A 25,318-nucleotide genomic window follows, 5' to 3' on the forward strand; every position below is an offset into this window, starting at 1 on the left:
GCCTCAGCGCTGCCCATAGGCAGTGGCGCGTCTTCAACTAAGATGCCTATAGAAAAGTTCTAACTCTCGTGGATTTGTGGCTTTTTTCAATAAATATGCATATCGAGCACTCAGCCTTTCTGGCGCTGGCTGTTTACTTAACAAGTATAAAGAAGGATATCCAGAATTTTCTTCAATCCAATGTGGTGAGTCAACTTTTGCGAACCAGGCGTGCGCAAGTCTTACACTCTCTAAAAGTTGTTCCTTCCAGTCGAATTTTTCCTCAAGTGTATCGAATGAGTAGAGCCAGATTGAAAATCTGGCATTGAATTTTTCGAGCTTTTCATCTGGTTTTTTTAAAGCTCGCCAGTCCGTTAGCTCTGCTACGACATTGTTAGATGTCCGCGCTTTTATGACATCCTCGATCATGGCGCAGGAAAAGCTCTCTGGATATTTTAGCGTTTTATCCCTGAGTGTTTTTTCGAGAACTTTATTCACTTCCGTCATCAAGGATTTGTCGAGTAGATGAAGTGTTAGGTGAAGGGAGAACCAGCTTTTGGTTTTTGAAAGTTTCAGGGTGTAACGATAGACTCGCCCGGTCTCGCTAACTTTTTCGAAATATCGATCTTTTTTGAGTAAGAAACCTTCATCAGTGAAGCGATCGATGATAGCTCCCGTTAGAACGCTCAATAAATCTTTGCTTGCATTCATTACGGCAATCTCCATAAAGGAACTCTAGCTTCGCTGATAGTTACACCTTCCGTAAGCTCTTTGGAATGTCCAAATATGCCTCTCCCTTCTGCAATTAATTTGTCTTTAGCTAGTTGGGCTTTAGAGCGTACTGCTGCACCTGACTTGACTTCCACGGCGATAATTCTTCCTGTTTTGTTGTTTTGTATCAAGATATCGATATAACGCCCCCGCCCGGCACCCGGTGTTTTGACATAAACCTGCGTGCCGAGAACAGTCAGATTGGGGTTATTTAATAGCTTTTGATGCAGAAGGTTTTCCGCCGCTTTACCATTAGCTTTATTCTGGCGCCGCTGTGTCGTTGAACACGCCCAGCCCCATGGATCGGCCCATCCAATTGGGTTGGGGCCGTATTGGTAAAGATTGAGCCCCGCCGCCAAGCCAATCGGATCAGGCGTCGTAAACCGCCCCACATCCGGATCGTAAAACCGAAACGTGTTGTAGTGCAGCCCGATTTCCCGATCCAGATACTGCCCCTGAAACCGCAGGTTCTGCTCTTCAATGTAGTAAGGCTCACGCACCTCTTCTACCGTGTTCCCCCACACCCGATAAGTCGCCCGCCACACCGTTTTCCCATCAGCTTCCGTCAGTTGCTCCGGCAACCCATTCAAGTCGTTGTGGTAGTAGCGCACGCTCTGGTGTTCGCCCACGCCATCAACCCGGGCCAGCGGCGTATAGCCATCGTCCTCATAGAGATACAGGCTGGTTTGACTGTGCCGATGCTCCTGCAACAGACGCAGACCATCCCAAGTGAATCGGGTTTCTCCCAGCGCATAACCCCGGCTGTCGTGTTCGGTTTTGGTGATGCGTCGACCGAGCGGGTCGTAGGTCATGTTCACCAGCGTTTCGCGCCCGTTCTTCTGGCTGCGTACTTCGATCAAGCGGTGTTCAGCGTCGTAGGCAAAGCGCTGCAAACCTCGTGCGGCGCTGCGTTTTTCGATCAGTCGGCCAAAGCCGTCATAGCGGTAACGCTTGTCCTGATAGGTCAGCAGTTTGTTATGCCGTACCCATCCGCCCCTTACTTGCGGACCGTCGAGTAGGTTGGCGGCGGCGTCGTAGGCGAAGGTTTCGCGCTGGCCTTTTACGTTGTCCTGGCTGGCGATGATTCGAGCGGTCGCGTCGTAATGCAGTAACTGGTGCTGGCTCCCTTCCCGGCGGCCGATCAGGTTGTCGGCCGGGTCGTATTCGAAGTTCTTTTGGTGGGTCGGCGGCAGTTGCCAGGGCTGGCCGGTGGGGCTGCGTTTACGCTGGCGCAGGCGGCCGCTGCGGTCGTATTCGCTGCGGGTGCTGAGTTGGCCTTGGGTGCGCAGCACTTCGCGGTGCAGGCGGTCGCGTTCGAAGTCGCTGATGACCTGGCCGTCGAGGTTGATCTGGTGCAGGTGGCCGCTGCCATAGTAAAGGCGATTGAGCCAGCGGCCGTCGGGCAGTTGGGTTTGGATCAGGTTGCCGAGTTCGTCGTAGTGATGGTTCAGGCTGCCAGCGGCGCTTTGTTCGGTAAGCAGTTGGCCTAGCGGGTCGTAGGCGAAGGCCAGCGCCTGCGTAGTCTCATCGTTGCCGGTGAAAGTGACGGCGGTGAGTTGGTCCAACGGGTCGTAGGCGTATTCGGTACGGCCGTCGTCGGTTACTTTCGCCAGCAAGCGCCCGACGGCATCGCGCTCCAGGCGATGCACTATGGAAGACACATCATTCAAGGGCACGTATTCGACGGCGGTCAGGTTATCCAGGACGTCATAGGTGTAGCGCCGTGCACTGCCATCGAGGTCTTGCTGTTGTGTGAGACGATCGCCCTGGTCCCAGGCGAAACGGTATTTTTCGCCGTTTTCGTTGGTCAGGGTGTGCAATCGGCCGTAGGCGTCGTAGCGGAATTCGATCTGCCGACCATGGACATCAATACGCTGGCGCACCTGCCCGCGACGACAGTACTGGTAGCGGGTGGTGCTGCCGGCGGCATCCGTGAAGGCGACCAGTTGTCCGCGGGGATCACGCACGTAGCGTTCGGTGCGGTCTTCGGGCATTTCGACGAGCAGTAGGCGCCCTTGGGGGTCGTGGGTATACCGAACATGTTCGCCGAAGGCATCGATGACAGTGCGTAAGTGCCCGCGCCGGTCATATTCGAAACCCGTCGGGTAGCCGGAGCAATCGGCGTGGTGTGTGAGCTGGCCGAACTCATTCCAACGCAAGGTTTGGCTCTTGCCGGTGGCATCGATGATTTCCACTGCTTGGCCAAAGCGGTCGTATCGATAGCGCGTTGTCTGACCAAGGGGATCGATTTCGCTGACGCAGTTGCCACGCGGGTCGTACCGGTATTGCCAAACCTGTCCGGCGGCATCGGTTTCCACCAATGGCAGCGACCAATGCTCCAGCCACACGGTGGATTCGATACGCCCCAGCGGATCTTGCGTCTCGCACAGGTTGCCGGACTCGTCGTAACCGAACGTCCACTGACCGCCCTGAGGGTCGGTGGCGCCGAGCAACTGGCGCTCGTCATTCCAGTCGAATTGCCAGGTTTGGCCGAGGTTGTCGGTGTACTCGGTGATCTGGTACTGGGCATTCCACCGACGGGTGCTGACCCGTTGCAAGCCATCGGTAATCCGCGTGGTTCCGGCGTGTAGGTCATAGTCGAACTGGTAGTCATCGCCTTCGTCGGTCCAGTGTCGGACCACGCGCCATTCGGCGTCTTCCACACAGGCCCACTGGTAATAGCAACGCAGTCCGGCGGGCCGTTGGTGCTCGACCATGCGCTGGCCGCTGTCGTAGGCAAAGCGGCGCTGCACATGCCCGGCAGCATCGCGAACTTCGGCCAGGTCGCCAGCGGCATCGTAGTGGTAGCTGGCTAACACTTCGCGGCTTTGATCCGGGAACAACCGTTCAATCTGCTCGACTCGGCCGAGTTTGTAGCCGAGTTCAATTCGTACATCATTGAAGGAATCGCGTAACTGGCTCAAGCGACCTTGGGCGTCATAGTCGAGGAGGATGCGGTTGTCATTGCGGTCCCCCAACTGGCTCAGGCGCAGGTGCGACGGGTTGCCTGGCGTCGGCTCAAACAACCTGTAGAGCCCATCGACGCTCTCGATCAGCAACTGCCCGTCGGCATGGCGCCGCACGCTCAGGCCTTCGCCCGCGCTGAACACCGCGCCGCCCAAGGGGATCACGCCCATGTCGATCTGCCGGGCCTGCTCGTCGGTGTAGACCAGGCGCTCGCCGCCCTCAGGAAGCCCACCCATCTCGACGAAGACTTCGTAGATCACACTCCAACCGGCGCCGAACAGGCCATCGCGGCGTTCATCCCGGCTGCTGTAGTAGCGCTGCCACTCGATAGGCAACAGGCCTGGCAGGGCGAAGTCCAAGTCGTCTTCACCGTCGAGAACTTTCGCGCCCGTGGCGCTGTGTACCGGGTTGGGCGAACCCACGACCGCCGAGGTGATGGCATTGCTCACCTGACTGCTGCCCCACGACACCAGCCCGCCCACGACCATGCACGGCAACGTGCTGAAGAACTTCGCGCCACCGCCGCGCAACGTCAGCAGCGCCGTCACCGCCAGCCCGACACCGGGCGTCTTGCCGCTGCGAATCTCGCGAACCACCACGGGCGCTCCGCCGATGATCACATTCGGCGAAATCTGTACCGTCCCAACCTTGGCCTCGCAGGTGCTCCGATCACCACTGCGCACGGCGGGCTGGCCGTTGATAAATACGCGACTGGAACCCTCGGCCATGTATTGCTCTGGCATCGGCGCGTGTTTATGGCAGTCGACTTTATCGCCAGGACAAGGCGCAGCGCCCGCCACCGGAGAGGCCACCGTTGGGCGCCATAGCTGAGAGAAAAACCCTTCAGCGATATCCAGATAAGAAGGCTCACCACCTGGCGCTGCGATCACATCCGAGATTTTGCCAGCCGCCCGCGCAGCGGGTTTACCGTTGATGAATACGTTGGGCGAACCGCTGCTGATGAAGGCGTCGATGACGGGAGGAAACAGGGCATTGGCGAAATACTCACATAATCGTGAGAGGCCTTTATCCGCGCCGGTTTTGCTCATGCCGACGCCGACCACCGCACCCACCACGGCGCCGAGTACCACGCAGCCGAGACCGCCAGTCGCCACGGTTACACCCGCCGCGGCAACCACCGCCGCTGTCGCCAATGCGGTCACGGCCACGTTGGCGGCAATCTCCAGGACTCCGCCTAAAACGTCGGCCAGCATGGAACTGTGCAGAAGCGCATCGCCCTCGCGGGCGGCCCAAGGCGTGTCGGTCATGCGTAACGATCCGTGTCTGAAAAAGACCCGGATCAAATCACGCAGTGGCGGTATTGCTCAGGTGAGACTTTCCGATGCGCTTGTAGGAATGCTCCTGAGGTTGATCGGCCAAACTCTCCACTTGTATGCCAAGCACCTGCACGCGGCGGGCGTGAACGCGCTGCTGTACTGCGGCCAAAGTCTGGTCCATGGCTGTTTGCGGGCGCAGAGCGAGGTGGAGGAGGGCGACCGGCTTTGATAGCTGCCTGTTGGCTCACCTGGGTAGCGAACTGCTGACACAGGTCTAAGTGCTCAAGGACATGCTCATTGCACAATTCGGGTTTATAGTGCCAGACGGCAGAATAAAAGACGTCCCCCCTGGGATGAACTCGACCCCCTACGGAGCGCGCAATGCAGACTTGGTACCCGCAGATCAAACCCTACGCCCGGCACGATCTGGCTGTCGACGACACCCACACCCTGTACGTCGATGAAAGTGGCTCCCCCGAAGGCTTGCCCGTCGTATTCATCCATGGTGGCCCTGGCTCCGGTTGCGACGCCAATAGCCGCTGCTATTTCGATCCGAACCTGTACCACATCATCACCTTTGACCAGCGTGGCTGCGGGCGTTCCACCCCCCGCGCCAGCCTGGAAAACAACACCACCTGGGACCTGGTCGCCGACCTTGAGCGCATTCGCGAGCACCTGGGCATCGAAAAATGGGTGTTGTTCGGTGGCTCCTGGGGTTCGACCCTGGCGCTGGCCTACGCGCAAACCCATCCCGAGCGCGTGCATGGTTTGATCGTGCGCGGGATTTTCCTGGCCAGGCCCCAGGACATCCGCTGGTTTTACCAGGAAGGCGCCAGCCGCCTGTTCCCGGATTACTGGCAGGATTACCTCGCACCGATCCCCCAGGACGAGCGCCACGACCTGCTCACCGCATACCACAAGCGCCTGACCGGCAACGACCAGATTGCCCAGATGCACGCCGCCAAGGCCTGGTCCACCTGGGAAGGGCGCATGTTGGGCCTGTGCCCGAACCCGCAGTTGATCGAGCGTTTCGCCGAGCCCCAGCGTGCGCTGTCGATTGCCCGCATCGAGTGCCACTACTTCACCAATAATTCCTTCCTGGAACCCAACCAGCTGATTCGCGACATGCACAAGATCGCCCATCTGCCTGGCGTAATCATCCACGGCCGCTACGATATGATCTGTCCGCTGGATAACGCGTGGGAGCTGCATCAAGCCTGGCCGAACAGTGAACTGCAGGTGATCCGCGAGGCGGGCCATGCGGCGTCCGAGCCCGGCATCACCGATGCCTTGGTGCGCGCGACCGGCGAGATGGCGCGCCGCCTGCTGGACCTGCCGCCTGAAGAAGCATGAAGGGCCTGTTACAACGGGTGCGTGGCGCCCGGGTTGAGGTCGCGGGCGAAATCGTGGGGGCGGTCGACCAGGGTTTGCTGGTGCTGGTGGCCGTCGAACCGGGGGATACTGTCGAGAGCGCCGACAAACTGCTGCACAAACTGCTTAACTATCGGGTGTTCAGCGACGACGATGGCAAGATGAACTTGTCGCTCAAGGATATCGACGGCGGTTTGCTGCTGGTGTCGCAATTCACCCTGGCGGCGGATACCAAAAGCGGGCTGCGGCCAAGTTTCTCTACCGCCGCGCCGCCGGCCCTGGGGGCGGCACTTTTTGCGCACTTGCTGTTACAAGCGCAACAATTGCATGGCAAGGTGGCGTCAGGGCGTTTTGGTGCGGATATGCAGGTTCATTTGGTCAATGATGGCCCTGTGACCTTCCTCTTACAGACATGAATGTATTAAAAACGACGTTAATGCCTAAAAACGCAGGGTTTCGCTACAAATACTTCGTTGTCCCTGATGCGTTGTCTCGCGGGCTACTAGATAATCGCGCGCTACGGGGATCAGCGTTGATTGGTCCATTTTTGACTTAGGTAGAGACTTGTCCGACAGCCTCAGGGGAATCATTTTGCCCCAGGGGAGTCGGAACAATGCTCGCCAACCTGGCATATAGATAGCTGGCCGTTGGTTTTTTGATCTGTTTTCGGCGAGGGTTGCTCGTGATTGTTAGTCCCTGTAATGCACCAAAATTGTCTGCCAAACGGTTACGAAACGCACTGGTGACGGGCTCCGCCCTGTTTTGCCTGTTCGGCGCGGGTCAACTGTGGGCATTCAGTCTGGATGATGTGTCGGCCAAGGCGAAAGAGCTGGCCGGGCAGAAATACGAAGCTCCGCGCAGCAATCTGCCGAACGAATTCCGCGAAATGAAGTTCGCTGACTACCAGAAGATTCGTTTCCGCAACGAAAAAGCCGAGTGGGCTGATCAGAACACCCCGTTCAAGCTGTCCTTCTATCACCAGGGTATGCACTTCGATACACCGGTGAAGATCAACGAAGTCACCGCCGACAGCGTCCAGGAAATCAAATACGACCCGACGCGCTTCGATTTCGGCGACGTCAAATTTGATCCCAAGGCCACTGAGCAGCTGGGTTATGCCGGTTTCCGCGTGCTGTTCCCCATCAACAAGGGCGACAAGCAAGACGAAATCATGACCATGCTCGGCGCCAGCTATTTCCGCGTCGTGGGCAAGGACCAAGTGTATGGCCTGTCCGCCCGTGGCATGGCGATCGATACCGCGCTGCCGTCCGGCGAAGAATTCCCGCGTTTCACCGAGTTCTGGATCGAGCGTCCGAAGCCGGGTGACAAGCATCTGGTGATCTTCGCCCTGCTCGATTCGCCGCGCGCCACCGGCGCCTATCGCCTGATCCTGCGCCCTGGCACCGACACCGTGGTCGACGTCAAGTCCCAGATGTTCCTGCGCGACAAGGTCAGCAAGCTGGGCGTTGCCCCGTTGACCTCGATGTTCCTGTTCGGCGCGAACCAGCCGTCCAAGGTCCTCAACTACCGTCGCGAGCTGCATGATTCCAGCGGCCTGTCGATCCATGCCGGCAATGGCGAGTGGATCTGGCGCCCGCTGAACAACCCTAAACACTTGTCGGTCAGCAACTTCACCGTGGAAAACCCACGTGGTTTCGGCCTGCTGCAACGCGGTCGCAACTTCAGCCACTACGAAGACCTGGACGACAACTACGACAAGCGCCCAAGCGCCTGGATCGAGCCTGAAGGCGACTGGGGCAAGGGTTCCGTCGACCTGGTAGAGATCCCGACCGCCGACGAAACCAACGACAACATCGTTGCCTTCTGGAGCCCGGAAAAACTGCCGGAAGTCGGCCAGCCGCTGGATGTTGCCTACCGCCTGCACTGGACCCTGGACGACGCCGCGTTCCATTCGCCGGACAGCGCCTGGGTCAAGCAGACCCTGCGTTCCACCGGCGACGTGAAACAGTCCAACCTGATCCGTCAGCCGGATGGCAGCGTCGCGTACCTGGTGGACTTCGAAGGCCCGGCCCTGAAGAAACTGCTGCCGGACGCCCCGGTGCGCAGCCAGGTGAGCGTGGGTGACAACGCCGAGCTGGTGGAAAACAGCGTGCGTTACAACGAGCACACCAAAGGCTGGCGCCTGACCCTGCGCATGAAGATCAAGGACCCAAGCAAGCCGACCGAAATGCGTGCGGCCCTGGTCCAGGACATCGTGCAGCCTGAGCCCGAGAAGGTCTCGACCCAAGTGCTCAAGGCTGACAAGGTTTTGGCCAAGCAGCACGAGAAACAAGCCAAGAAAGACGCCAAAGACAAGGAAGCCAAGCAGCCAGAAGCTGCCCCAGCCACACCGGAGCCGATCAAGACCGAGCAAGTCCTGACCGAAACCTGGAGCTATCAGTTGCCTGCCGATGAGTAATTCTCAAGTCCAGCCAGAGACTCTGTCCGAGTACCTGGCGCATCTGCCGATGACCGCAGAGCAGCGCGCCGAACTGGCGGGCTGCACATCCTTCAGCGAACTGCACGAACGTTTGTCGTCCAAGGCGTTCGATGCGCCGGTCGACGCCGCCCAGGCGTCGGTTGGCCGCCGGTTGACCCTCAGCACGGCCGAAGAGCTGGAGGACGCCGAAATGCTGGCGCTCGACGCCAGCGGCCGGGTGTGCCTCAAGGCGACGCCGCCGATTCGTCGGACCAAGGTGGTACCGGAGCCGTGGCGCACCAATATCCTGGTGCGCGGCTGGCGCCGGCTGACCGGCCGGACCAACCCGCCGAAGCCGCCGAAAGACGAGCGCGTGCTGCCGGCGGCGCGCTGGCGCACGGTTGGTTCGATCCGTCGCTATATCCTGCTGGTGTTGATGCTCGGCCAGACCATCGTGGCCGGCTGGTACATGAAAGGCATCATGCCGTACCAGGGCTGGTCGCTGGTCGACTTCGACGAGATCCGCAACCAGACCTTGCTGCAGACCGCGACCCAAGTGCTGCCATACGCCCTGCAAACCAGCATCCTGATCATGTTCGGGATCTTGTTCTGCTGGGTGTCGGCCGGTTTCTGGACCGCGTTGATGGGCTTCCTTGAGCTGCTGACCGGCCACGATAAGTACCGGATCTCCGGTAAAAGTGCCGGTCACGAGCCGATTCCGAAGAATGCGCGCACCGCGCTGGTGATGCCGATCTGCAACGAAGACGTGCCCCGCGTATTCGCTGGCCTGCGCGCGACGTTCGAGTCGGTCGCGGCGACCGGTGACCTGGACCGCTTCGACTTCTTCGTGCTCAGCGACAGTAACGACGCCGACATCTGCATCGCCGAACAGCAAGCCTGGCTCGACGTGTGCCGCGAAGCCGGTGGCTTCGGCAAGATCTTCTATCGCCGCCGTCGCCGTCGCGTCAAACGCAAGAGCGGCAACCTCGACGACTTCTGCCGTCGCTGGGGCGGTGACTACAAGTACATGGTCGTTCTCGACGCCGACAGCGTGATGAGCGGCGAATGCCTGACCAGCCTGGTGCGCCTGATGGAAGCCACGCCGGATGCCGGGATTATCCAGACCGCGCCACGGGCGTCGGGCATGGACACCCTGTATGCGCGCATGCAGCAGTTCGCCACCCGCGTGTACGGCCCGCTGTTCACCGCCGGCCTGCACTTCTGGCAGCTGGGTGAGTCCCACTATTGGGGTCACAACGCAATCATCCGTATGAAGCCGTTTATCGAGCACTGCGCCCTCGCGCCGTTGCCGGGTAAAGGCGCGTTCGCCGGTGCGATCCTCTCCCACGACTTCGTCGAAGCCGCGCTGATGCGCCGTGCCGGCTGGGGCGTGTGGATTGCCTACGACCTGCCGGGCAGCTACGAAGAACTGCCGCCGAACCTGCTGGACGAACTCAAGCGCGACCGTCGCTGGTGCCACGGCAACCTGATGAACTTCCGCCTGTTCCTGGTCAAGGGCATGCACCCGGTTCACCGTGCGGTGTTCCTCACTGGTGTGATGTCCTACCTGTCGGCCCCGTTGTGGTTCTTCTTCCTGGTGCTGTCGACGGCGTTGCTGGCGGTGAACACCTTGATGGAGCCGCAGTACTTCATGGCGCCGCGCCAGTTGTACCCGCTGTGGCCGCAATGGCATCCGGACAAGGCGGTGGCGCTGTTCTCCACCACCGTCGTGCTGCTGTTCCTGCCGAAGTTGCTGAGCGTCATCCTGATCTGGGCCAAGGGCGCGAAAGAGTTCGGTGGCAAGTTCAAGGTGACAATGTCGATGCTGCTGGAGATGCTGTTCTCCATGCTGCTGGCGCCGGTGCGGATGATCTTCCACACCCGCTTCGTCCTCGCCGCGTTCCTCGGCTGGGCCGCGACCTGGAATTCGCCGCAGCGTGACGACGACTCCACCCCCTGGGGTGAAGCGGTCAAGCGCCACGGTCCGCAAACCTTGCTCGGCTTCCTCTGGGCGCTGTTGGTGGTGTGGTTGAACCCGAGCTTCCTGTGGTGGCTGGTCCCGATCGTCGGTTCGTTGATGCTGTCGATCCCGGTGTCGGTGATTTCCAGCCGGGTCAAGCTGGGCCTCAAGTCCCGTGACGAGAGCCTGTTCCTGATCCCTGAGGAATACAATCCGCCGCAGGCGCTGCTGTCGACCGAGAAGTACACCCACGAAAACCGCTGGCACGCCCTCAATGATGGGTTCGTGCGTTCGGTGGTCGACCCGCAGCAGAACGCCCTGGCCTGCGCCCTGGCGACCTCGCGTCACCGCGAGGCGGAGCCGATCGAGTACCTGCGTGGCGAGCGCGTGCGCTATGCGTTGAAAGTCGGCCCGACCGGCCTCAACAACGCCGAACGCCTGGCCCTGCTCAGTGACCCGGTGGCCCTGGCCCGCCTGCACGAGCAGGTCTGGAGCGAAGGGCATGCCGAGTGGCTGGGCGCCTGGCGTCAGTCCTTCAAGTCCGACCCGCACGCGCCATTGCTGCCGTTGCAACCGTTGTCGTCCCAGGCTCAACCGGCCTGATTCAGACGCCCCCGAGGGTTCTCCTCGGGGGCGCTTGAAACGCTGGTCCTACAGCGTTTCCCGTCTCTTCCTTTGAGCTCTAACTCCTTGTTATTTCGAAACAAAAGTCCCTGGTTCAAGGCGTATTGCCGTGCCTGTGTCTGAGTTAGCATCGCCCCCCGAAATTTGACTCGAGCACAGGGGGATTCATGATCAAAAGGTATTGTTCGGCATTGCTGATGGGCGCTGTCGCATTGATTCACGGTGCTCTGGTGCAGGCCGGCGCGCTGGACGACGCCGTTCGGCGTGGCGTGCTGAAAGTCGGCACCACGCCCACCTACGTGCCGTTCGAGATGACCGATAAACAGGGGCGTATCGTCGGTTTTGAAGTCGACTTGCTGCACGCGATGAGCCGCGCCCTGGGGGTCGAGCTTGAACTGGTGGCGGTGCCGTACACCGAGTTGCTGTCGGGGCTGATGGCGAGGAAATTCGATCTGATCGGCAGCGGCATGACCGTCACGCAGGAGCGCAACCTCAAGCTGAATTTCAGCGACTCGTTTATCGTGGTCGGCCAAACGGTGTTGCTGCACCCGCGCCTGGCCGGCAAGGTCGCCAGCATTGAAGACCTGGACGAGGCCGGCTACCGCATCGCCACCACCGAAGGCACTACCGCGCAGGCGGCGGCGCAGCGGTTTCTGGGGGCGGCTCGGCTCAGCAGTTTCGCCACGCCGGAGGAAGGGGTGCGCCAGGTGGTGAGCGGTGTAGCCGATGCGTTTATTCATGATGCGCCTTATAACCTGATCGCCATGACCCGGCCGGAAAACCAGGCATTGCTGGCGCTGGAGCAACCCTTCACCTACGAGCCCCTGGCGTTCGGCCTGAAAAAAGGCGATTACGACAGCCTGAACTGGATCAACCATTTCCTCAACCAAGTGGCCCAGGACGGCACCTACGATCGGCTGTACGACAAGTGGTTCAAGGACACCGACTGGATGGCCGAGGTCGACTGAAAGTCATACCTACTTACACATCAATCAATTGCCCTCGCCCGACAATGAAGTGTCTACGTCTGCGCTTTGCCGCAGTGCTGTAGGGCTATTCCGACATACCTCGACAACTATTACCGGTGAAACCTTTGTACCGGGCAGCGAGTGGGTTAGGATCGCACCCCGAAATGGTGCAGCCCTTTTTGCGCGCCGACTTCATAAGAATCGTTCAGGGGACTTGATGATGAAAAAGTATCTTTCGATGCTGCTGCTCGGCGTCACCGCGCTGGTCGCGGCCAATGTGGCTCAGGCCGGGGCCATCGATGATGCGGTCAAGCGCGGCACGCTGAAAGTCGGCATGGACCCGACCTACATGCCATTCGAAATGACCGACAAGCGTGGTGAAATCATCGGCTTCGAAGTCGACATCCTCAAGGCCATGGCCAAGTCCATGGGCGTCAAGCTGGAGCTGGTGTCCACCGGCTACGACGGCATCATCCCGGCCTTCCTCACCGGCAAGTTCGACATGATCGGCAGCGGCATGACCCTGACCCAGGAACGCAACCTGCGCCTGAACTTCAGCGAGCCGTTCATCGTGGTTGGCCAGACCCTGCTGATCCGCAAGGACCTGGAAGGCACCATCAAGTCCTACAAAGACCTGAACGACGAGAAATACCGCCTGACCTCCAAGCTCGGCACCACCGGCGAGATGGTCGCCAAGAAGCTGATCTCCAAGGCCAAGTACCACGGCTACGACAACGAACAGGAAGGCGTGCTGGACGTGGTCAACGGCAAGGCCGATGCCTTTGTGTATGACGCACCGTACAACGTCGTCGCCGAGAAGAAAGTCGGTAACGGCAAGCTGGTGTTCCTCGAAGAACCCTTCACCTTTGAACCGCTGGCCTTCGGTCTGAAGAAAGGCGATTACGACAGCATCAACTTCATCAACAACTTCCTGCACCAGATCAAGAACGACGGCACCTACGATCGCATCCATGACAAGTGGTTCAAGAGCTCCGAGTGGCTCAAGGACATGGAATAACGCCGGCTCCTGTGGCTCCTGCTTTCTGTAGGAGCGAGCTTGCTCGCGAAGGCCGTCAACGATAACGCTGGCTTACTGAATAAACGCGGTGTCTTTGAGTTTTTCGCGAGCAAGCTCGCTCCTACAAAATGCCTTGACTGAATGGCATTAGGGCAAGCCCGCCCGCCACAAAGGTGGGGGCTTACCCGACCCTTTTGGATGTTGAGTAATGAAACAGAAAAAAGCCCAATGGCCCTGGCACCTGCTGACCGTGGTCGTGCTCGTCGGCCTGGCGGGCGCCTTGTACTACGCCACGTCGCTGATGTCCTACGAATGGCGCTGGAACCGCGTACCGCAATATTTCGCCTATCAGGCCGAAACATCGCAGCGCGCGGCGGATATCTCCACCGTTGTCGAGCTGGTGCGCAAAGGCGATGTGGCCGAAGTCACCCTGCGCAACGACGCGGGCACGGAGCAAAAGCTCAGCGTGGCCGACAACAGCCTGAAAGTGGCGCGCGGCGATGACGTGGCGGAAGGCGATGTAGTGGGCGTGACCCGGCAGTGGGCGCTGGGCCCGTTGATGTGGGGCTTGTGGACCACCTTGTGGCTGTCCTTCGTGTCCGGCGTGCTGGGCTTGGCGATTGGTCTGGCGACGGGCCTGTGCCGGCTGTCCAGCAACCCGACCTTGCGCGATCTGTCGACGATCTACGTCGAACTGGTGCGCGGCACGCCGCTGTTGGTGCAGATCTTCATCTTCTATTTCTTTATCGGCACGGTGCTCAACCTGTCCCGGGAGTTTGCCGGGATCGCCGCGCTGTCGCTGTTCACCGGGGCCTATGTGGCGGAAATCGTCCGCGCTGGTGTGCAGTCGATCACCCGTGGCCAGAACGAAGCCGCGCGCTCGTTGGGCTTGAGTGCCAGCCAGTCGATGCGCCATGTGGTGCTGCCGCAGGCGTTCAAGCGCGTGCTGCCGCCCCTGGCCGGGCAATTTATCAGCCTGGTGAAAGACACTTCGCTGGTGTCGGTGATCGCGATCACCGAGTTGCTCAAGAGCGGCCGCGAAGTCATCACCACTTCGTTTTCGCCGTTTGAAATCCTGTTCTGCGTGGCAGGCCTGTACCTGTTGATCAACCTGCCGCTGTCGAAAATGGCCAGCCGGCTTGAGCGGAGGCTCGCGCAAAGTGATTGAAGTCCGCGATCTGGTAAAAGTCTTCGACACCCGTGGCCATGTGGTGCGCGCGGTGGACCACGTCACCACCCAGGTCGCCAAGGGCGAAGTGCTGGTGGTGATCGGCCCGTCCGGCTCCGGCAAGTCGACCTTCCTGCGCTGCCTCAACGGCCTGGAAGAGTTCGATTCGGGGTCGGTGAGCATCGACGGCCTGCAACTGGCCGATCCGAAAACCGACGTGAACGCCTATCGCCGCGAAGTCGGCATGGTGTTCCAGCACTTCAACCTGTTCCCCCACATGACCGTGCTGGAGAACCTGTGCCTGGCGCAGAAAGTCGTGCGCAAGCGCGGCAAAAAAGAGCGTGAAGCCAAGGCCCTGGCGTTGCTGGAAAAGGTCGGCATCGCGCAAAAGGCCAACGAGTTTCCCTCGCGTCTGTCCGGCGGCCAGCAGCAGCGGGTGGCAATAGCCCGCGCGCTGGCGATGGAACCCAAGGTGATGCTGTTCGACGAGCCCACCTCGGCCCTCGACCCGGAGATGGTCGGCGAAGTGCTCGACGTCATGAAAACCCTGGCCCTGGAAGGCATGACCATGGTCTGCGTCACCCACGAAATGGGCTTCGCCCGTGAAGTGGCGGACCGGGTGCTGTTCTTCGATCACGGCAAGCTGCTCGAAGACGCGTCCCCCGCCGAGTTCTTCGATGCGCCGAAAGACCCGCGAGCCCAGGCCTTCCTGCGCCAGGTGCTGTGAGCCTCAGAGCCTGAACTTGCCGACCAGTGTCTGCAAATCCAGGCTCAACTGGCTCAACTGAGCGCTCGCCGCCGCCGTTTCTTCACTGGCGGCGGCGGTTTGCTCGGACACATCGCGCACCTTCAACACACTGCGATTGATCTCCTCGGCCACAGCGCTTTGTTCCTCGGCGGCGGCGGCAATCTGCGGGTTCATTTCCTGGATGACCGACACCGTGCGCGCAATGGCCGCCAGGGCGTCGCCGGCGTCGCGGGTCAGGCTGACGCTGTTGTCCGTGAGGCTGCGACTGCTGTCCATGATGTCCGCCACCTGCTGGGTGCCGGTATGCAGACGCAAGATCAGTCCTTCAATTTCCTCGGCCGATTCCTGCGTGCGTAGGGCCAGGCTGCGCACTTCATCGGCGACCACCGCGAAACCTTCCCCGGCACTGCCCGCGCGCGCCGCTTCGATGGCGGCGTTCAAGGCCAGCAGGTTGGTCTGCTGGGAGACTGACTTGATCACGTCGAGCACGCTGCCGATCTGTTGGCTCTCCTGCTGCAACGCCAGCATCGCCCGGCTGGACAGTTCCATTTCACTGGCCAGGTGGCCGATCTGCTCCACCGCCTGCGCAACCACTTTGTCGCCGAGGTGGGTCTGTTGGTCGGCTTCGCTCGCCGCGATCGACGCTTGCTCGGCATGCCGGGCGACCTCCTGGGCGGTGGCGAGCATTTCATTCATGGCCGTGGCCACCTGGTCGGTTTCGTCCTTTTGATTGTTGACCCCCGCGCGGGTTTGCTCGGTGACGGTGGATAGCTGCGTAGCCGCGCTGGCGATTTGCCGGGCGCTGTCGCCGATGCCGCTGATCAGGCCGCGCAGGTTGCGGATCATCCGCGCCATGCTCTGCTGCAACTGGCCCAGTTCGTCGCGGCGCTCCACGGCGGGGTTTTCGCTTAAGTCGCCCGCGGCAATGCGGTTGGCGACGGCCAAGGCCTCGCGCAACGGCACGGCGATTTGCCGGGCGATCCACCAGGCCGCCAAGGCCCCCAGCAGCAGGGCGGCAAGGGTGACGCTGATCAGCAGGGTTCGGGTGTGCTGCGCTTCCCGGTCGCGTTTGAACACCTGGCCCTGGCTGACCAGATCGCTTTGCGCCAGCAACTGATTGAGTTGTTGTTCAAAGCGGTTTTGCACGGTCTCGGTGTCGAGTTGTGCCTGCTTGAGCGTGGTCAGCAGCGCACGGTATTGCGCGAGGTCGGTTTTGAGCAGGGTGGCGTCCACGGGCAGGCTGGTGACGGCGACTTGAGCGACGTCCAGGGCGTCGAGGGCCTTGCCCACCGCTTCGGCATAGGCCTGCAACGACTCGGCGGCCCAGGCGGGGCTGCGCGCGCGATCTTCGGCCTGTTCCATGGCCTGGCGCAGATCTTCGATGGCGTCGAGCGCCTGCTGGTCTTGCTGGTCAGGCAGTTCGCTGGACAGTTGCGCGAGGGTGTCGCTGGCTTGCAGGGCGGCTTTTTGCAGCGGTGGCCGGGCGTTTTCCCGCTGTTCGATCAACGGCGGCAATTCCACCAGCACCGCTTTGAAGGCGGCCACCAGGCGTTCAGCTTCCTCGAGACGTTGCAGGTCGGTCGGGTCTTTCATGTGTTTTGACAGGTAGTCGAGGTGCTGGTCGATTTTTTCGATCTGCCGCGTCATTTTGCCCAGGCTGGCCGTGTCGGTGAGCGTTCGGTACACGATGCGGTCGGCGCGCATGGCCTCCGCGTCGGCGGCCAGTTGGCCCAGCACCGTCAGGTTGCTGGAGCGGAACAGTGCGGCATTCAAGGCCTGCCAGCCTGTCATGGCGATGATGAAACTGAGGACCAGCACCTGGCCAAAACCCAGGGCGAGTTTGAGTCGGACGCTGGCGTTGACCAGCAAGCGGGTCAGCCGAGGAAACATGATGAACCTCCAAATCTGAAAAAGCGCTGCGCAACAAGGCAAACGCTAAAACGATTTGGGGTGAGGGCGGGCTGATAAGCGTGTAGGAAATTTCACAAGATGCTGAAGTGCGGCGACCCGGATGGGTCGCCGCCCAGCCCGGTCAGATGCGGAAACGTCCGACCAGGGTTTGCAGGTAGATGCCCAGGCGCGCCAGTTCGGCGCTGGAAGCGGCGGTCTCTTCACTGGCCGAGGACGTCTGTTCTGACACATCGCGCACGTTCAGCACGCTGCGGTTGATCTCTTCGGCCACGGCGCTTTGTTGCTCGGCGGCGGTGGCGATCTGCGAGTTCATCGCCTGGATCGTCGATACGGTACGGGTGATGTTCGCCAGGGCGCTGCCGGCGCGGCGCGTCAATTCGACGCTGCTGTCGGTCAGCCCACGGCTGTTGTCCATGATGGTCGCCACTTGCTGGGTGCCCGTTTGCAGGCCGACGATCAGCTCTTCGATCTCTTCCGTGGATTTTTGCGTGCGCTGGGCCAGGCTGCGCACTTCATCGGCCACCACCGCGAAGCCGCGCCCGGCTTCACCGGCACGCGCTGCTTCAATCGCGGCGTTCAGCGCCAGCAGGTTGGTTTGCTGGGCCACCGACTTGATCACGTCGAGCACGCTGCCGATCTTGTCGCTTTCGCGCTTGAGATGGCCCATGGCCTCGGTGGAGTTGCCGACTTCGGTGGCCAGGCGTTCGATCTGGGCGATGGCTTCACCGACCACCTTGTCGCCTTCGCGGGCCTGCTGGTCCGCTGCCACGGCGGCTTCGGACGCTTCCTCGGCGTTGCGCGCAACTTCCTGCACGGTCGCGGCCATTTCATTCATGGCCGTGGCGACTTGGTCGGTCTCGATTTTCTGATTGTTGACCCCAGCGCTGGTCTGCTCGGTGACCGACGACAATTGCTCGGCGGCGCTGGCGATTTGGGTGACGCCGTCGCTGATGCCGCCGATCAATTCGCGCAGGCCTACGGTCATGCTTTGCATGGCGCGTTGCAGTTGGCCCAGTTCGTCCTGGCGCGTGGACGTCAGGTCGTGGCTCAGGTCGCCGGAGGCAACGCGCTCGGCCACCTTGAGGGTCTGATTCAGCGGGATGACGATCTGACGCGTGATCGCCCAGGCGGCCACCAGGCCAAAGATCAATGCCAGCACGGTGGCCAGCAGGAGCAGGTACTTGGCCTGGGCGGCATCGGTGTCGCGCACCGCGGTCTGGGAAATCGTCAGTTTATCGCTGCGGTTCAGCAGGATATCGCCTTGCTCGCTCATGGTTTTGAGTGCGACGGCGGTGGCCACCTGGGAGTCGCGGAACTGGCTGACGGCGGCGCGATAGGCTTGCAGCGAGACACTGGCCTGCTGCAGGTTGGCCTGGTATTGCTCCTGCAATGAGCCTTGCAGTTCAGTGATCTTCTTCAGCGCGTTGTCGATGGCGTCGAGCGCGGGTTGCTCAGCCTCGACCTTGCCGCTGTAGGTGTAACCGCGGACCTGGAAGCGCGCTTGCTGGATCAGCTTGCTCAGGTCGACCACGCTATTGAACTGGGTGACGCTGTCGCCTTGCAGCAGGGACTTCTCGACTTCAGTCACCTTGAGCACCGCATTGTCGGCGGTATTGCCCAGCTTGCTGCGCGCATCCTCACGGTTGGCCCCGGCTTGCGCCATATCGCTGAATGCGCGTTTGTATTGGTCCACGGCGGCCAATTGTTCATCGACCAGCGCGATGTCGGCGGGTTGTTCGATCAGCGTGCGGGCGGTCTTCATGCCGCTGTCCAGGCGGTTCAGCAGCTCGCTGACGGCCGCCGTGCCTTGTTCGCCACGGCGCATTTCATAGTCCAGGCGAGCGATACGCAGGTCTTTGGTCAAGACACTCAGGCTGGAGATATACCCCAGTTTGTCGCCGCGGCTGGTCACATCGCCCAGGCCGGTCCAGCCGGTGAAGGTGATCAACAAGGTAAGGAGCAACACCAGGCCAAAGCCCACGCCCAGCTTGTGGTTGACGCTGACATTCCCCAGCTTTTCGGCTAACCAACGATACATGCTGCGAACTCCCGTGGAACAAGGCTTGGACTTATTCGAAGGTTATCGGCAGCGCAGCAGGAATCTGTAGGGATGGGTGGCTAGAACAGCCGGGCGAGCAGGGCGGTGACGGCGGTTTCCACGCGCAGGATGCGCGCACCCAGTTGCACCGGTTGCAAACCGGCCTTGCTCAGCAGGTCGACCTCGTAGGGTATCCAGCCGCCTTCCGGGCCGATGGCCAGGGTTACCGGCTCGTCCAGACCGCGCGGGCACGGCGGGTAATCGCCGGGATGGCCGATCAGGCCGAGGGTGCCTGCGGTCATGGCGGGCAGGCGGTCTTCGACGAAGGGCTTGAAGCGTTTTTCGATGACGATTTCCGGTAGCACTGTGTCGCGCGCCTGTTCCAGGCCGAGGATCAATTGCTCGCGAATCGCCTCGGGCTCCAGGAAGGGGGTTTGCCAGAAGCTCTTTTCCACGCGGTAGCTGTTGACCAGCACCACCTTCGGCACGCCCATGGCGGCGACGGTCTGCAGCACGCGGCGCAGCATTTTCGGGCGTGGCAGGGCCAGCAGCAGGGTCAGCGGCAGTTTGGCCGGCGGCGGCAGGTCGAAGGCCACTTGCAGCTCGGCTTCGTGGGCTTCCAGGCGCAGCACTTGGGCATTGCCCATCAGCCCGCCGATACGCCCGACCCGCAGGTTGTCGCCCACCGTCGCGCGGTGGACGTCCTGCATATGCACCAGGCGCCGGTCACGCAGGACCACCCGGTCGGCCGCGATAAAGTCGGCCTCTTCAAGCAGCAACAGGTTCACGGCTGGGTCGCTGGCGGCTGGTCGTTGTCGTCGGCGGCTTGGTCGTCGGGGTGTTCGCCACGCTTGGTGATCAGGCTGCTGAACAGGATGCCGATCTCGAACAGCATCCACATCGGCACGGCCAGCAGGGTCTGGGAGAAAATGTCCGGCGGGGTCAGGATCATGCCGACCACGAAGCAGCCGATGACCACGTAGGGACGGATCTTCTTCAGGTACTGCACGTTGACCACGCCGATCCACACCAGCAACACCACGGCCACCGGAATTTCGAAGGCCACGCCGAAGGCGAAGAACAGCGTCATCACGAAGTCGAGGTAGCTGGTGATGTCGGTCATCATCTCCACGCCGGCCGGGGTGGCGGCGGCGAAGAACTTGAAGATCAGCGGGAACACCAGGAAGTAAGCGAACGCCATGCCGGTGTAGAACAGCAGGATGCTCGACACCAGCAGCGGCACCGCGATGCGCTTCTCATGCTTGTACAGGCCGGGGGCGATGAAGCCCCAGATCTGGTGCAGGATCACCGGGATCGCCAGGAACAGCGAGACCATCATGGTCAGCTTCAACGGCGTCAGGAACGGCGACGACACGTCGGTGGCGATCATCGTCGCGCCGGCCGGCAGGTAATGGCGCAGTGGCGTGGAGACGAAGGTGTAGATCTGCTGGGTAAAGGCGAACAGCCCGGCAAAGATCACGAAGATCGCCGCCACGCAACGCAGCAGGCGGGTACGCAGCTCGGTGAGGTGCGAGACCAGTGGCATGTGCTGGTCGTTTTCCGGTTTATCAGCGCTCATGGGGCTCGCGGCGGCAATGTAGGGTCATGGGGAGCGGGCGGCGCGGTTGGCGTCGGCGCTGGCTCGGTTGGAGCGGTCGGGGTAGCGGGCGCTGCTTCAACAACGGGCGTGGGCGCAATGCTGTGTTCGGCCACCGGTGTCACCGGCTTGGCCTGCTCCTGCACCGGCGTCAGAATATTGCGCGCCTCCTGCTCCAACGACAGGATGTGTTCGTTGTGCAGTTGGCGGCGGATTTCGTCGGCGCCGATTTCCCGTTCAACTTCCTGTTTGATGGCGTTGAAACTGCGTTTCAGACGCCCGATCCACAAGCCTGCCGTGCGCGCGGCACCGGGCAGGCGTTCCGGCCCGAGTACCAGCAAGGCCACGAGGCCGACGAGCAGCAGTTCAGAGAAGCTGATACCAAACATTAGTCAGTGCTCACGAGTCTTTGCGGATCGGCTCTTCGACTTTTTCAGCCTGCACGTCGAAGGTGCGACGCTCGGTGATCGGCTGGGTCGCCTGCGGGTGGACCGGTTGGGCCGGCGGCACCGGGTTGGCGGCGGGTTCGGCGGGTTTTTCGTCGTCGTTCATGGCCTTGCGAAAGCCCTTGATCGACTCGCCCACGTCGGTGCCGAGGTTTTTCAGTTTCTTGGTGCCAAATACCAGAACGACCACCACCAAGATGACGATCCAATGTTTCCAGTCAAAAATGCCCATGCTGCAATTCCTCTGTAAAAGTTATTCAGGCGGACGGGCGCGAGGCCTTTTCGGCATGCCCGGACAAGCCGAAGCGACGGTCCAGTTCATCCAGCACGGCCTGCGGATGCTGCCCCAGTTGGGCGAGCATGACCAGGCTGTGGAACCATAGGTCGGCGGTTTCGTAGATCACATCGCTGCAGTCGCCGCTGATCTCGGCATCCTTGGCGGCGATGATGGTCTCGACGGATTCTTCGCCGAGTTTTTCCAGGATCTTGTTCAGGCCCTTGTGGTACAGGCTGGCGACGTAGGAGCTTTCGGCATCCGCGCCTTTGCGCTCTTCCAGCACCTGGGCCACACGGTTCAGGGTATCGCTCATGTTCAGTGTCCTGCCGAGTAAATGGCGTGCGGGTCTTTGAGTACCGGCTCCACAACCTTCCACTCGCCGTTCTCGAACACGCGATAGAAGCAGCTGTGGCGGCCGGTGTGGCAGGCGATGCCGCCGATCTGCTCGACCTTGAGGATCACCACGTCGGCGTCGCAGTCCAGGCGTATCTCGTGCAGGGTTTGCACGTGCCCGGACTCTTCGCCCTTGCGCCACAGTTTGCCACGTGAACGTGACCAGTAAATGGCGCGCTGCTCAGCGGCGGTGAGGCTCAGGGCCTCGCGGTTCATCCAGGCCATCATCAGCACGCGCCCGGTCTTGTAGTCCTGGGCAATGGCCGGCACCAGGCCGTCACTGTCCCACTTGATCTCATCCAGCCAGTCTTTCATCTTCGGCTCCGGCAATTTGCGACAGTGTATAACCGGATTGGCTACCGACGCACGATCAGATAAACACCCACGGCGACCATGATGCCGGCCGGCCAGTGGCCCAGTTGATTCAGCGGCCCGCCGATGGCCAGCATCACCCCGCCGACCAGATGCGCGGCGCCCAGCAGGCGCAGGAACCAGTCGTCCTTGCGCGTGTGCCACGGCGGCGTCGGGTCTTTGGCGTGGGGCTGGGACATGCGTTCCAGCAGGTCGCGGGTCATGTTGGCCAGGTGCGGCAGTTGCTCCACCTGGCTCTGCAGGTTGCCCAGCAGGGTTTTCGGGCTGACCCGCTCGCGCATCCAGCGTTCGAGGAACGGCTGGGCGGTGTTCCACAGGTCGAGGTCGGGGTACAGCTGGCGGCCCAGGCCTTCAATGTTCAGCAGGGTTTTCTGCAGCAGCACCAACTGCGGCTGCACTTCCATATTGAAGCGCCGCGCGGTCTGGAACAGGCGCATCAGCACCTGGCCGAAGGAAATGTCTTTCAGCGGCTTTTCGAAGATCGGCTCGCACACGGTGCGGATCGCCGCTTCGAATTCGTTGAGCTTGGTTTCCGCCGGCACCCAACCCGAGTCGATGTGCAACTGCGCCACGCGGCGGTAATCGCGCTTGAAGAAGGCGAACAGGTTGCGCGCCAGGTAGTCCTGGTCTTCCGGGGTCAGGCTGCCGACGATGCCGCAGTCGATCGCAATGTACTGCGGGCTCCACGGGTTGAGGGTGCTGACGAAGATATTGCCGGGGTGCATGTCGGCATGGAAGAAACTGTCGCGGAACACCTGGGTGAAGAAGATCTCCACGCCGCGCTCGGCGAGCATCTTCATGTTGGTGCGCTGGTCGGCCAGGGTCGCGAGGTCGGTGACCTGCACGCCGTAGATGCGCTCCATCACCAACACTTTCGGGCGGCACCAGTCCCAATACACTTGCGGCACATACAGCAGCGGTGAGCCTTCAAAGTTGCGCTTGAGCTGGCTGGCGTTGGCCGCTTCGCGCAGCAGGTCGAGTTCGTCGTAGATGGTTTTTTCGTAGTCGGCGACCACGTCCACCGGGTGCAACAGGCGCGCGTCGGCGGAGAAGCGTTCGGCGGCGCGGGCGAGAATGAACAGCCACGCCAGGTCTTGGCCGATGATCGGCTTGAGGCCCGGGCGAATCACCTTCACCACCACTTCTTCGCCGGTCTTGAGCTGCGCCGCATGCACTTGCGCCACCGAGGCCGAGGCCAGGGGCTCGACGTCGAAACGGCTGAACACGTCGCTGATCTTGCGGCCCAACTGCTCTTCGATCAGCTTCATCGACTGCTGCGAATCGAACGGCGGCACGCGGTCCTGCAGCAGCATCAGTTCGTCGGCGATGTCTTCGGGCAGCAGGTCGCGACGGGTCGAGAGGATCTGCCCGAACTTGATAAAGATCGGCCCCAGATCCTGCAAGGCCAGGCGCAGGCGCGCGCCACGGCTCAGGTCCAGCGGCTTGCGCGGGAACCAGCGCCACGGCAGCACATAGCGCACGGCAAGCAGGAACCACGGCAACGGCAGGGCGAACAGCAGGTCATCGAGGCGGTAGCGGATTACGACGCGCTGGATACGGAACAAACGGCGGACGGCGAGCAGCTTCATGCGTTATCGCTTGGATCAAGGGAACGGCTCAGGCGCTCGAAGCGGGCCTCAAGGCGTTCCAGGTCGATTTTGGCCTTGTCGAGTTCACGAAAGCGCGCTTGCGCTTCCCGTTGTCCGACCAGGGTGCGCGATTCTTCGCTCAGGTATTCGGCGAGGTTCTGGTTGAGGCTGGCGAACCCCTGCTGGTACCAGTGCGTGCGACTGCGCAAGTGGCCGCTGATCAACTGGGTGGGCACGGGGCCGATCCAGCGCGACAGTTCGTATTCCCAGTCCAGTTCCAGGTCCTGCAGCACGGCGGCCAGGTCCATCAGCACCGCGCTGTCGCCTTCCAGCGCCACTTCGGGGCCGTGGAGGATGGCGGTCTTGTTGCGGCTCAGCGCCAGGTGCAACAGGCTCGAGGCCGGCGCACGCAGGGTGCAGTCGGCCTCGGCGGCCCAATGGGTCGCGAGCAACAGGCCTTCGTCGCTGGGCAGGATAAACAGCTGCAAGGCGGGGCTCGTGCAGTCGACGGCGATGATCTTGCCGTTCAAGTGCGCCAGCCGCGCCAGGGCGGTGCTGTCCAGGCGCAGCACGCGGTTGACGCCGTGTTCGACGCTGGCGAGCAGGCCTTGGAACAGCATCAGGGCTTGATGCCGCGGTGCAGGGCGACGATGCCCGAGGTCATGTTGTGGTAGGTCACGCGGTCGAAACCGGCGTCCACCATCATCGACTTCAGGGTTTCCTGGTCGGGGTGCATGCGGATCGATTCGGCCAGGTAGCGATAGCTCTCGGCGTCGTTGGTGATCAGCTTGCCCATCAACGGCATGAAGGCGAACGAGTAGGTGTCGTAGACCTTGGACATCAGCGCGTTGGTCGGCTTGGAGAACTCCAGCACCAACAGCCGGCCACCGGGCTTGAGCACGCGCAGCATCGAGCGGATCGCGTCTTCCTTGTGGGTCACGTTGCGCAGGCCGAAGGCGATGGTCACGCAGTCGAAATGGTTGTCGGGGAACGGCAGCTTTTCCGCATCGGCCTGGACGAATTCGATATTGCCGGCCACGCCTTTGTCGAGCAGGCGATCGCGGCCGACCTTGAGCATCGAGCCGTTGATATCCGCCAGCACCACCTGGCCGGTCGGGCCGACCAGCTTGGAGAACTTGGCCGCCAGGTCGCCCGTGCCGCCGGCGATGTCCAGCACGCGGTTGCCGGTACGCACGCCCGACAATTCGATGGTGAAGCGCTTCCACAGGCGGTGCATGCCGCCGGACAGCACGTCGTTCATCAGGTCGTACTTGGCCGCAACGGAGTGGAACACTTCAGCGACTTTCTGCGCTTTCTGGCTTTCCGGGACGTTTTTGAAGCCGAAGTGAGTGGTGGGTTCGGCATCGCTGCCTTTGCGCTGATCAGTCATATCGCTGTCACCAAAAGAGAATGCGGGACATGATA

Annotated in this window: 21 protein-coding genes and 2 pseudogenes; 9 read left to right on the top strand and 14 right to left on the bottom strand. The window is 61.4% G+C overall.

Features of this window, described 5'->3' with window-relative positions; translation table 11 throughout:
- Window positions 1-33 precede the first annotated feature (33 nt).
- Window positions 34-690: a hypothetical protein gene (locus tag LQ249_RS02755; protein ID WP_126587841.1), complete on the bottom strand. Its 657-nt coding sequence runs from the start codon at window positions 688-690 to the stop codon at window positions 34-36.
- Entirely contained in the window at window positions 690-4,985 is a 4,296-nt protein-coding gene (locus LQ249_RS02760) for an RHS repeat-associated core domain-containing protein (RefSeq protein WP_232566176.1), read from the bottom strand. The genes LQ249_RS02755 and LQ249_RS02760 overlap by 1 nt, the downstream gene beginning before the upstream one ends.
- On the opposite strand from LQ249_RS02760, the gene LQ249_RS31650 reads away from it, so the two are divergent.
- The 9 genes and pseudogenes from LQ249_RS31650 (at window position 4,984) to LQ249_RS02805 (ending at window position 15,249) form a co-directional block, all read left to right on the top strand.
- Window positions 4,984-5,223 carry a hypothetical protein gene (locus tag LQ249_RS31650; RefSeq protein ID WP_057003622.1) on the top strand — a complete coding sequence of 80 codons (240 nt, stop codon included), beginning with the start codon at window positions 4,984-4,986 and terminating at the stop codon, window positions 5,221-5,223. The genes LQ249_RS02760 and LQ249_RS31650 overlap by 2 nt on opposite strands.
- Before the next feature lie 152 nt (window positions 5,224-5,375).
- Entirely contained in the window at window positions 5,376-6,347 is a 972-nt protein-coding gene (gene pip, locus LQ249_RS02770) for a prolyl aminopeptidase (RefSeq protein WP_232566177.1), read from the top strand.
- Window positions 6,344-6,781, top strand: coding sequence for a D-aminoacyl-tRNA deacylase (dtd, locus tag LQ249_RS02775; RefSeq protein WP_017849898.1), 438 nt, complete (start codon window positions 6,344-6,346; stop codon window positions 6,779-6,781). The genes pip and dtd overlap by 4 nt, the downstream gene beginning before the upstream one ends.
- Before the next feature lie 323 nt (window positions 6,782-7,104).
- Window positions 7,105-8,784, top strand: coding sequence for a glucan biosynthesis protein G (locus tag LQ249_RS02780; protein WP_186357264.1), 1,680 nt, complete (start codon window positions 7,105-7,107; stop codon window positions 8,782-8,784).
- Window positions 8,777-11,385: pseudogene (gene mdoH, locus LQ249_RS02785) on the top strand (glucans biosynthesis glucosyltransferase MdoH). The gene LQ249_RS02780 and the pseudogene mdoH overlap by 8 nt, the downstream one beginning before the upstream one ends.
- Window positions 11,386-11,535: 150 nt before the next feature.
- On the top strand, window positions 11,536-12,336 hold the full coding sequence (locus LQ249_RS02790) for a transporter substrate-binding domain-containing protein (protein ID WP_046384983.1): 801 nt from the start codon (window positions 11,536-11,538) through the stop codon (window positions 12,334-12,336).
- A 220-nt stretch (window positions 12,337-12,556) separates the two neighbouring features.
- Window positions 12,557-13,354 (top strand): transporter substrate-binding domain-containing protein, encoded by a 798-nt coding sequence (locus LQ249_RS02795; RefSeq protein WP_046384982.1) that lies wholly within the window; start codon window positions 12,557-12,559, stop codon window positions 13,352-13,354.
- A 208-nt stretch (window positions 13,355-13,562) separates the two neighbouring features.
- The gene (locus LQ249_RS02800; protein ID WP_017849893.1) at window positions 13,563-14,522 is read left to right on the top strand and encodes an amino acid ABC transporter permease; all 960 of its coding nucleotides are present in this window, start codon (window positions 13,563-13,565) and stop codon (window positions 14,520-14,522) included.
- Window positions 14,515-15,249 (top strand): amino acid ABC transporter ATP-binding protein, encoded by a 735-nt coding sequence (locus LQ249_RS02805; RefSeq protein ID WP_017849892.1) that lies wholly within the window; start codon window positions 14,515-14,517, stop codon window positions 15,247-15,249. The genes LQ249_RS02800 and LQ249_RS02805 overlap by 8 nt, the downstream gene beginning before the upstream one ends.
- Window positions 15,250-15,252: 3 nt before the next feature.
- Here LQ249_RS02805 and LQ249_RS02810 read toward each other — a convergent pair whose 3' ends face one another.
- The 12 genes and pseudogenes from LQ249_RS02810 to ubiE all read right to left on the bottom strand — a co-directional run bounded on the left by LQ249_RS02810 (window position 15,253) and on the right by ubiE (window position 25,283).
- The gene (locus LQ249_RS02810) at window positions 15,253-17,160 is read right to left on the bottom strand and encodes a methyl-accepting chemotaxis protein (RefSeq protein ID WP_169881397.1); all 1,908 of its coding nucleotides are present in this window, start codon (window positions 17,158-17,160) and stop codon (window positions 15,253-15,255) included.
- Window positions 17,161-17,302: 142 nt separating this feature from the next.
- Entirely contained in the window at window positions 17,303-18,175 is an 873-nt protein-coding gene (locus tag LQ249_RS31655; RefSeq protein ID WP_371928175.1) for a methyl-accepting chemotaxis protein, read from the bottom strand.
- Window positions 18,161-19,219: pseudogene (locus LQ249_RS31660) on the bottom strand (methyl-accepting chemotaxis protein); the annotation flags it as partial. The pseudogene LQ249_RS31660 and the gene LQ249_RS31655, both read right to left, overlap by 15 nt.
- An 80-nt stretch (window positions 19,220-19,299) precedes the next feature.
- Window positions 19,300-20,007 (bottom strand): 16S rRNA (uracil(1498)-N(3))-methyltransferase, encoded by a 708-nt coding sequence (locus LQ249_RS02820; RefSeq protein WP_057003627.1) that lies wholly within the window; start codon window positions 20,005-20,007, stop codon window positions 19,300-19,302.
- Window positions 20,004-20,798, bottom strand: coding sequence for a twin-arginine translocase subunit TatC (gene tatC / locus LQ249_RS02825; protein ID WP_017849888.1), 795 nt, complete (start codon window positions 20,796-20,798; stop codon window positions 20,004-20,006). The genes LQ249_RS02820 and tatC overlap by 4 nt, the downstream gene beginning before the upstream one ends.
- Window positions 20,795-21,205 (bottom strand): Sec-independent protein translocase protein TatB, encoded by a 411-nt coding sequence (gene tatB / locus LQ249_RS02830; protein WP_017849887.1) that lies wholly within the window; start codon window positions 21,203-21,205, stop codon window positions 20,795-20,797. The genes tatC and tatB overlap by 4 nt, the downstream gene beginning before the upstream one ends.
- 10 nt (window positions 21,206-21,215) lie before the next feature.
- Window positions 21,216-21,494, bottom strand: coding sequence for a twin-arginine translocase TatA/TatE family subunit (locus tag LQ249_RS02835; protein WP_017849886.1), 279 nt, complete (start codon window positions 21,492-21,494; stop codon window positions 21,216-21,218).
- A gap of 25 nt (window positions 21,495-21,519) precedes the next feature.
- Window positions 21,520-21,852 carry a phosphoribosyl-ATP diphosphatase gene (locus LQ249_RS02840; protein WP_017849885.1) on the bottom strand — a complete coding sequence of 111 codons (333 nt, stop codon included), beginning with the start codon at window positions 21,850-21,852 and terminating at the stop codon, window positions 21,520-21,522.
- A gap of 2 nt (window positions 21,853-21,854) precedes the next feature.
- On the bottom strand, window positions 21,855-22,247 hold the full coding sequence (gene hisI / locus LQ249_RS02845; RefSeq protein WP_017849884.1) for a phosphoribosyl-AMP cyclohydrolase: 393 nt from the start codon (window positions 22,245-22,247) through the stop codon (window positions 21,855-21,857).
- 41 nt (window positions 22,248-22,288) lie between these two features.
- Window positions 22,289-23,893 (bottom strand): ubiquinone biosynthesis regulatory protein kinase UbiB, encoded by a 1,605-nt coding sequence (ubiB, locus tag LQ249_RS02850; RefSeq protein WP_017849883.1) that lies wholly within the window; start codon window positions 23,891-23,893, stop codon window positions 22,289-22,291.
- Window positions 23,890-24,513: a ubiquinone biosynthesis accessory factor UbiJ gene (locus LQ249_RS02855; protein WP_057003628.1), complete on the bottom strand. Its 624-nt coding sequence runs from the start codon at window positions 24,511-24,513 to the stop codon at window positions 23,890-23,892. Before LQ249_RS02855 ends, ubiB begins: the two co-directional genes overlap by 4 nt.
- Window positions 24,513-25,283: a bifunctional demethylmenaquinone methyltransferase/2-methoxy-6-polyprenyl-1,4-benzoquinol methylase UbiE gene (ubiE, locus tag LQ249_RS02860; protein WP_017849881.1), complete on the bottom strand. Its 771-nt coding sequence runs from the start codon at window positions 25,281-25,283 to the stop codon at window positions 24,513-24,515. The genes LQ249_RS02855 and ubiE overlap by 1 nt, the downstream gene beginning before the upstream one ends.
- Window positions 25,284-25,318 lie beyond the last annotated feature (35 nt).

The sequence above is a fragment of the Pseudomonas sp. 7-41 genome (assembly GCF_021233075.1).
Taxonomy (GTDB): domain Bacteria; phylum Pseudomonadota; class Gammaproteobacteria; order Pseudomonadales; family Pseudomonadaceae; genus Aquipseudomonas; species Aquipseudomonas veronii.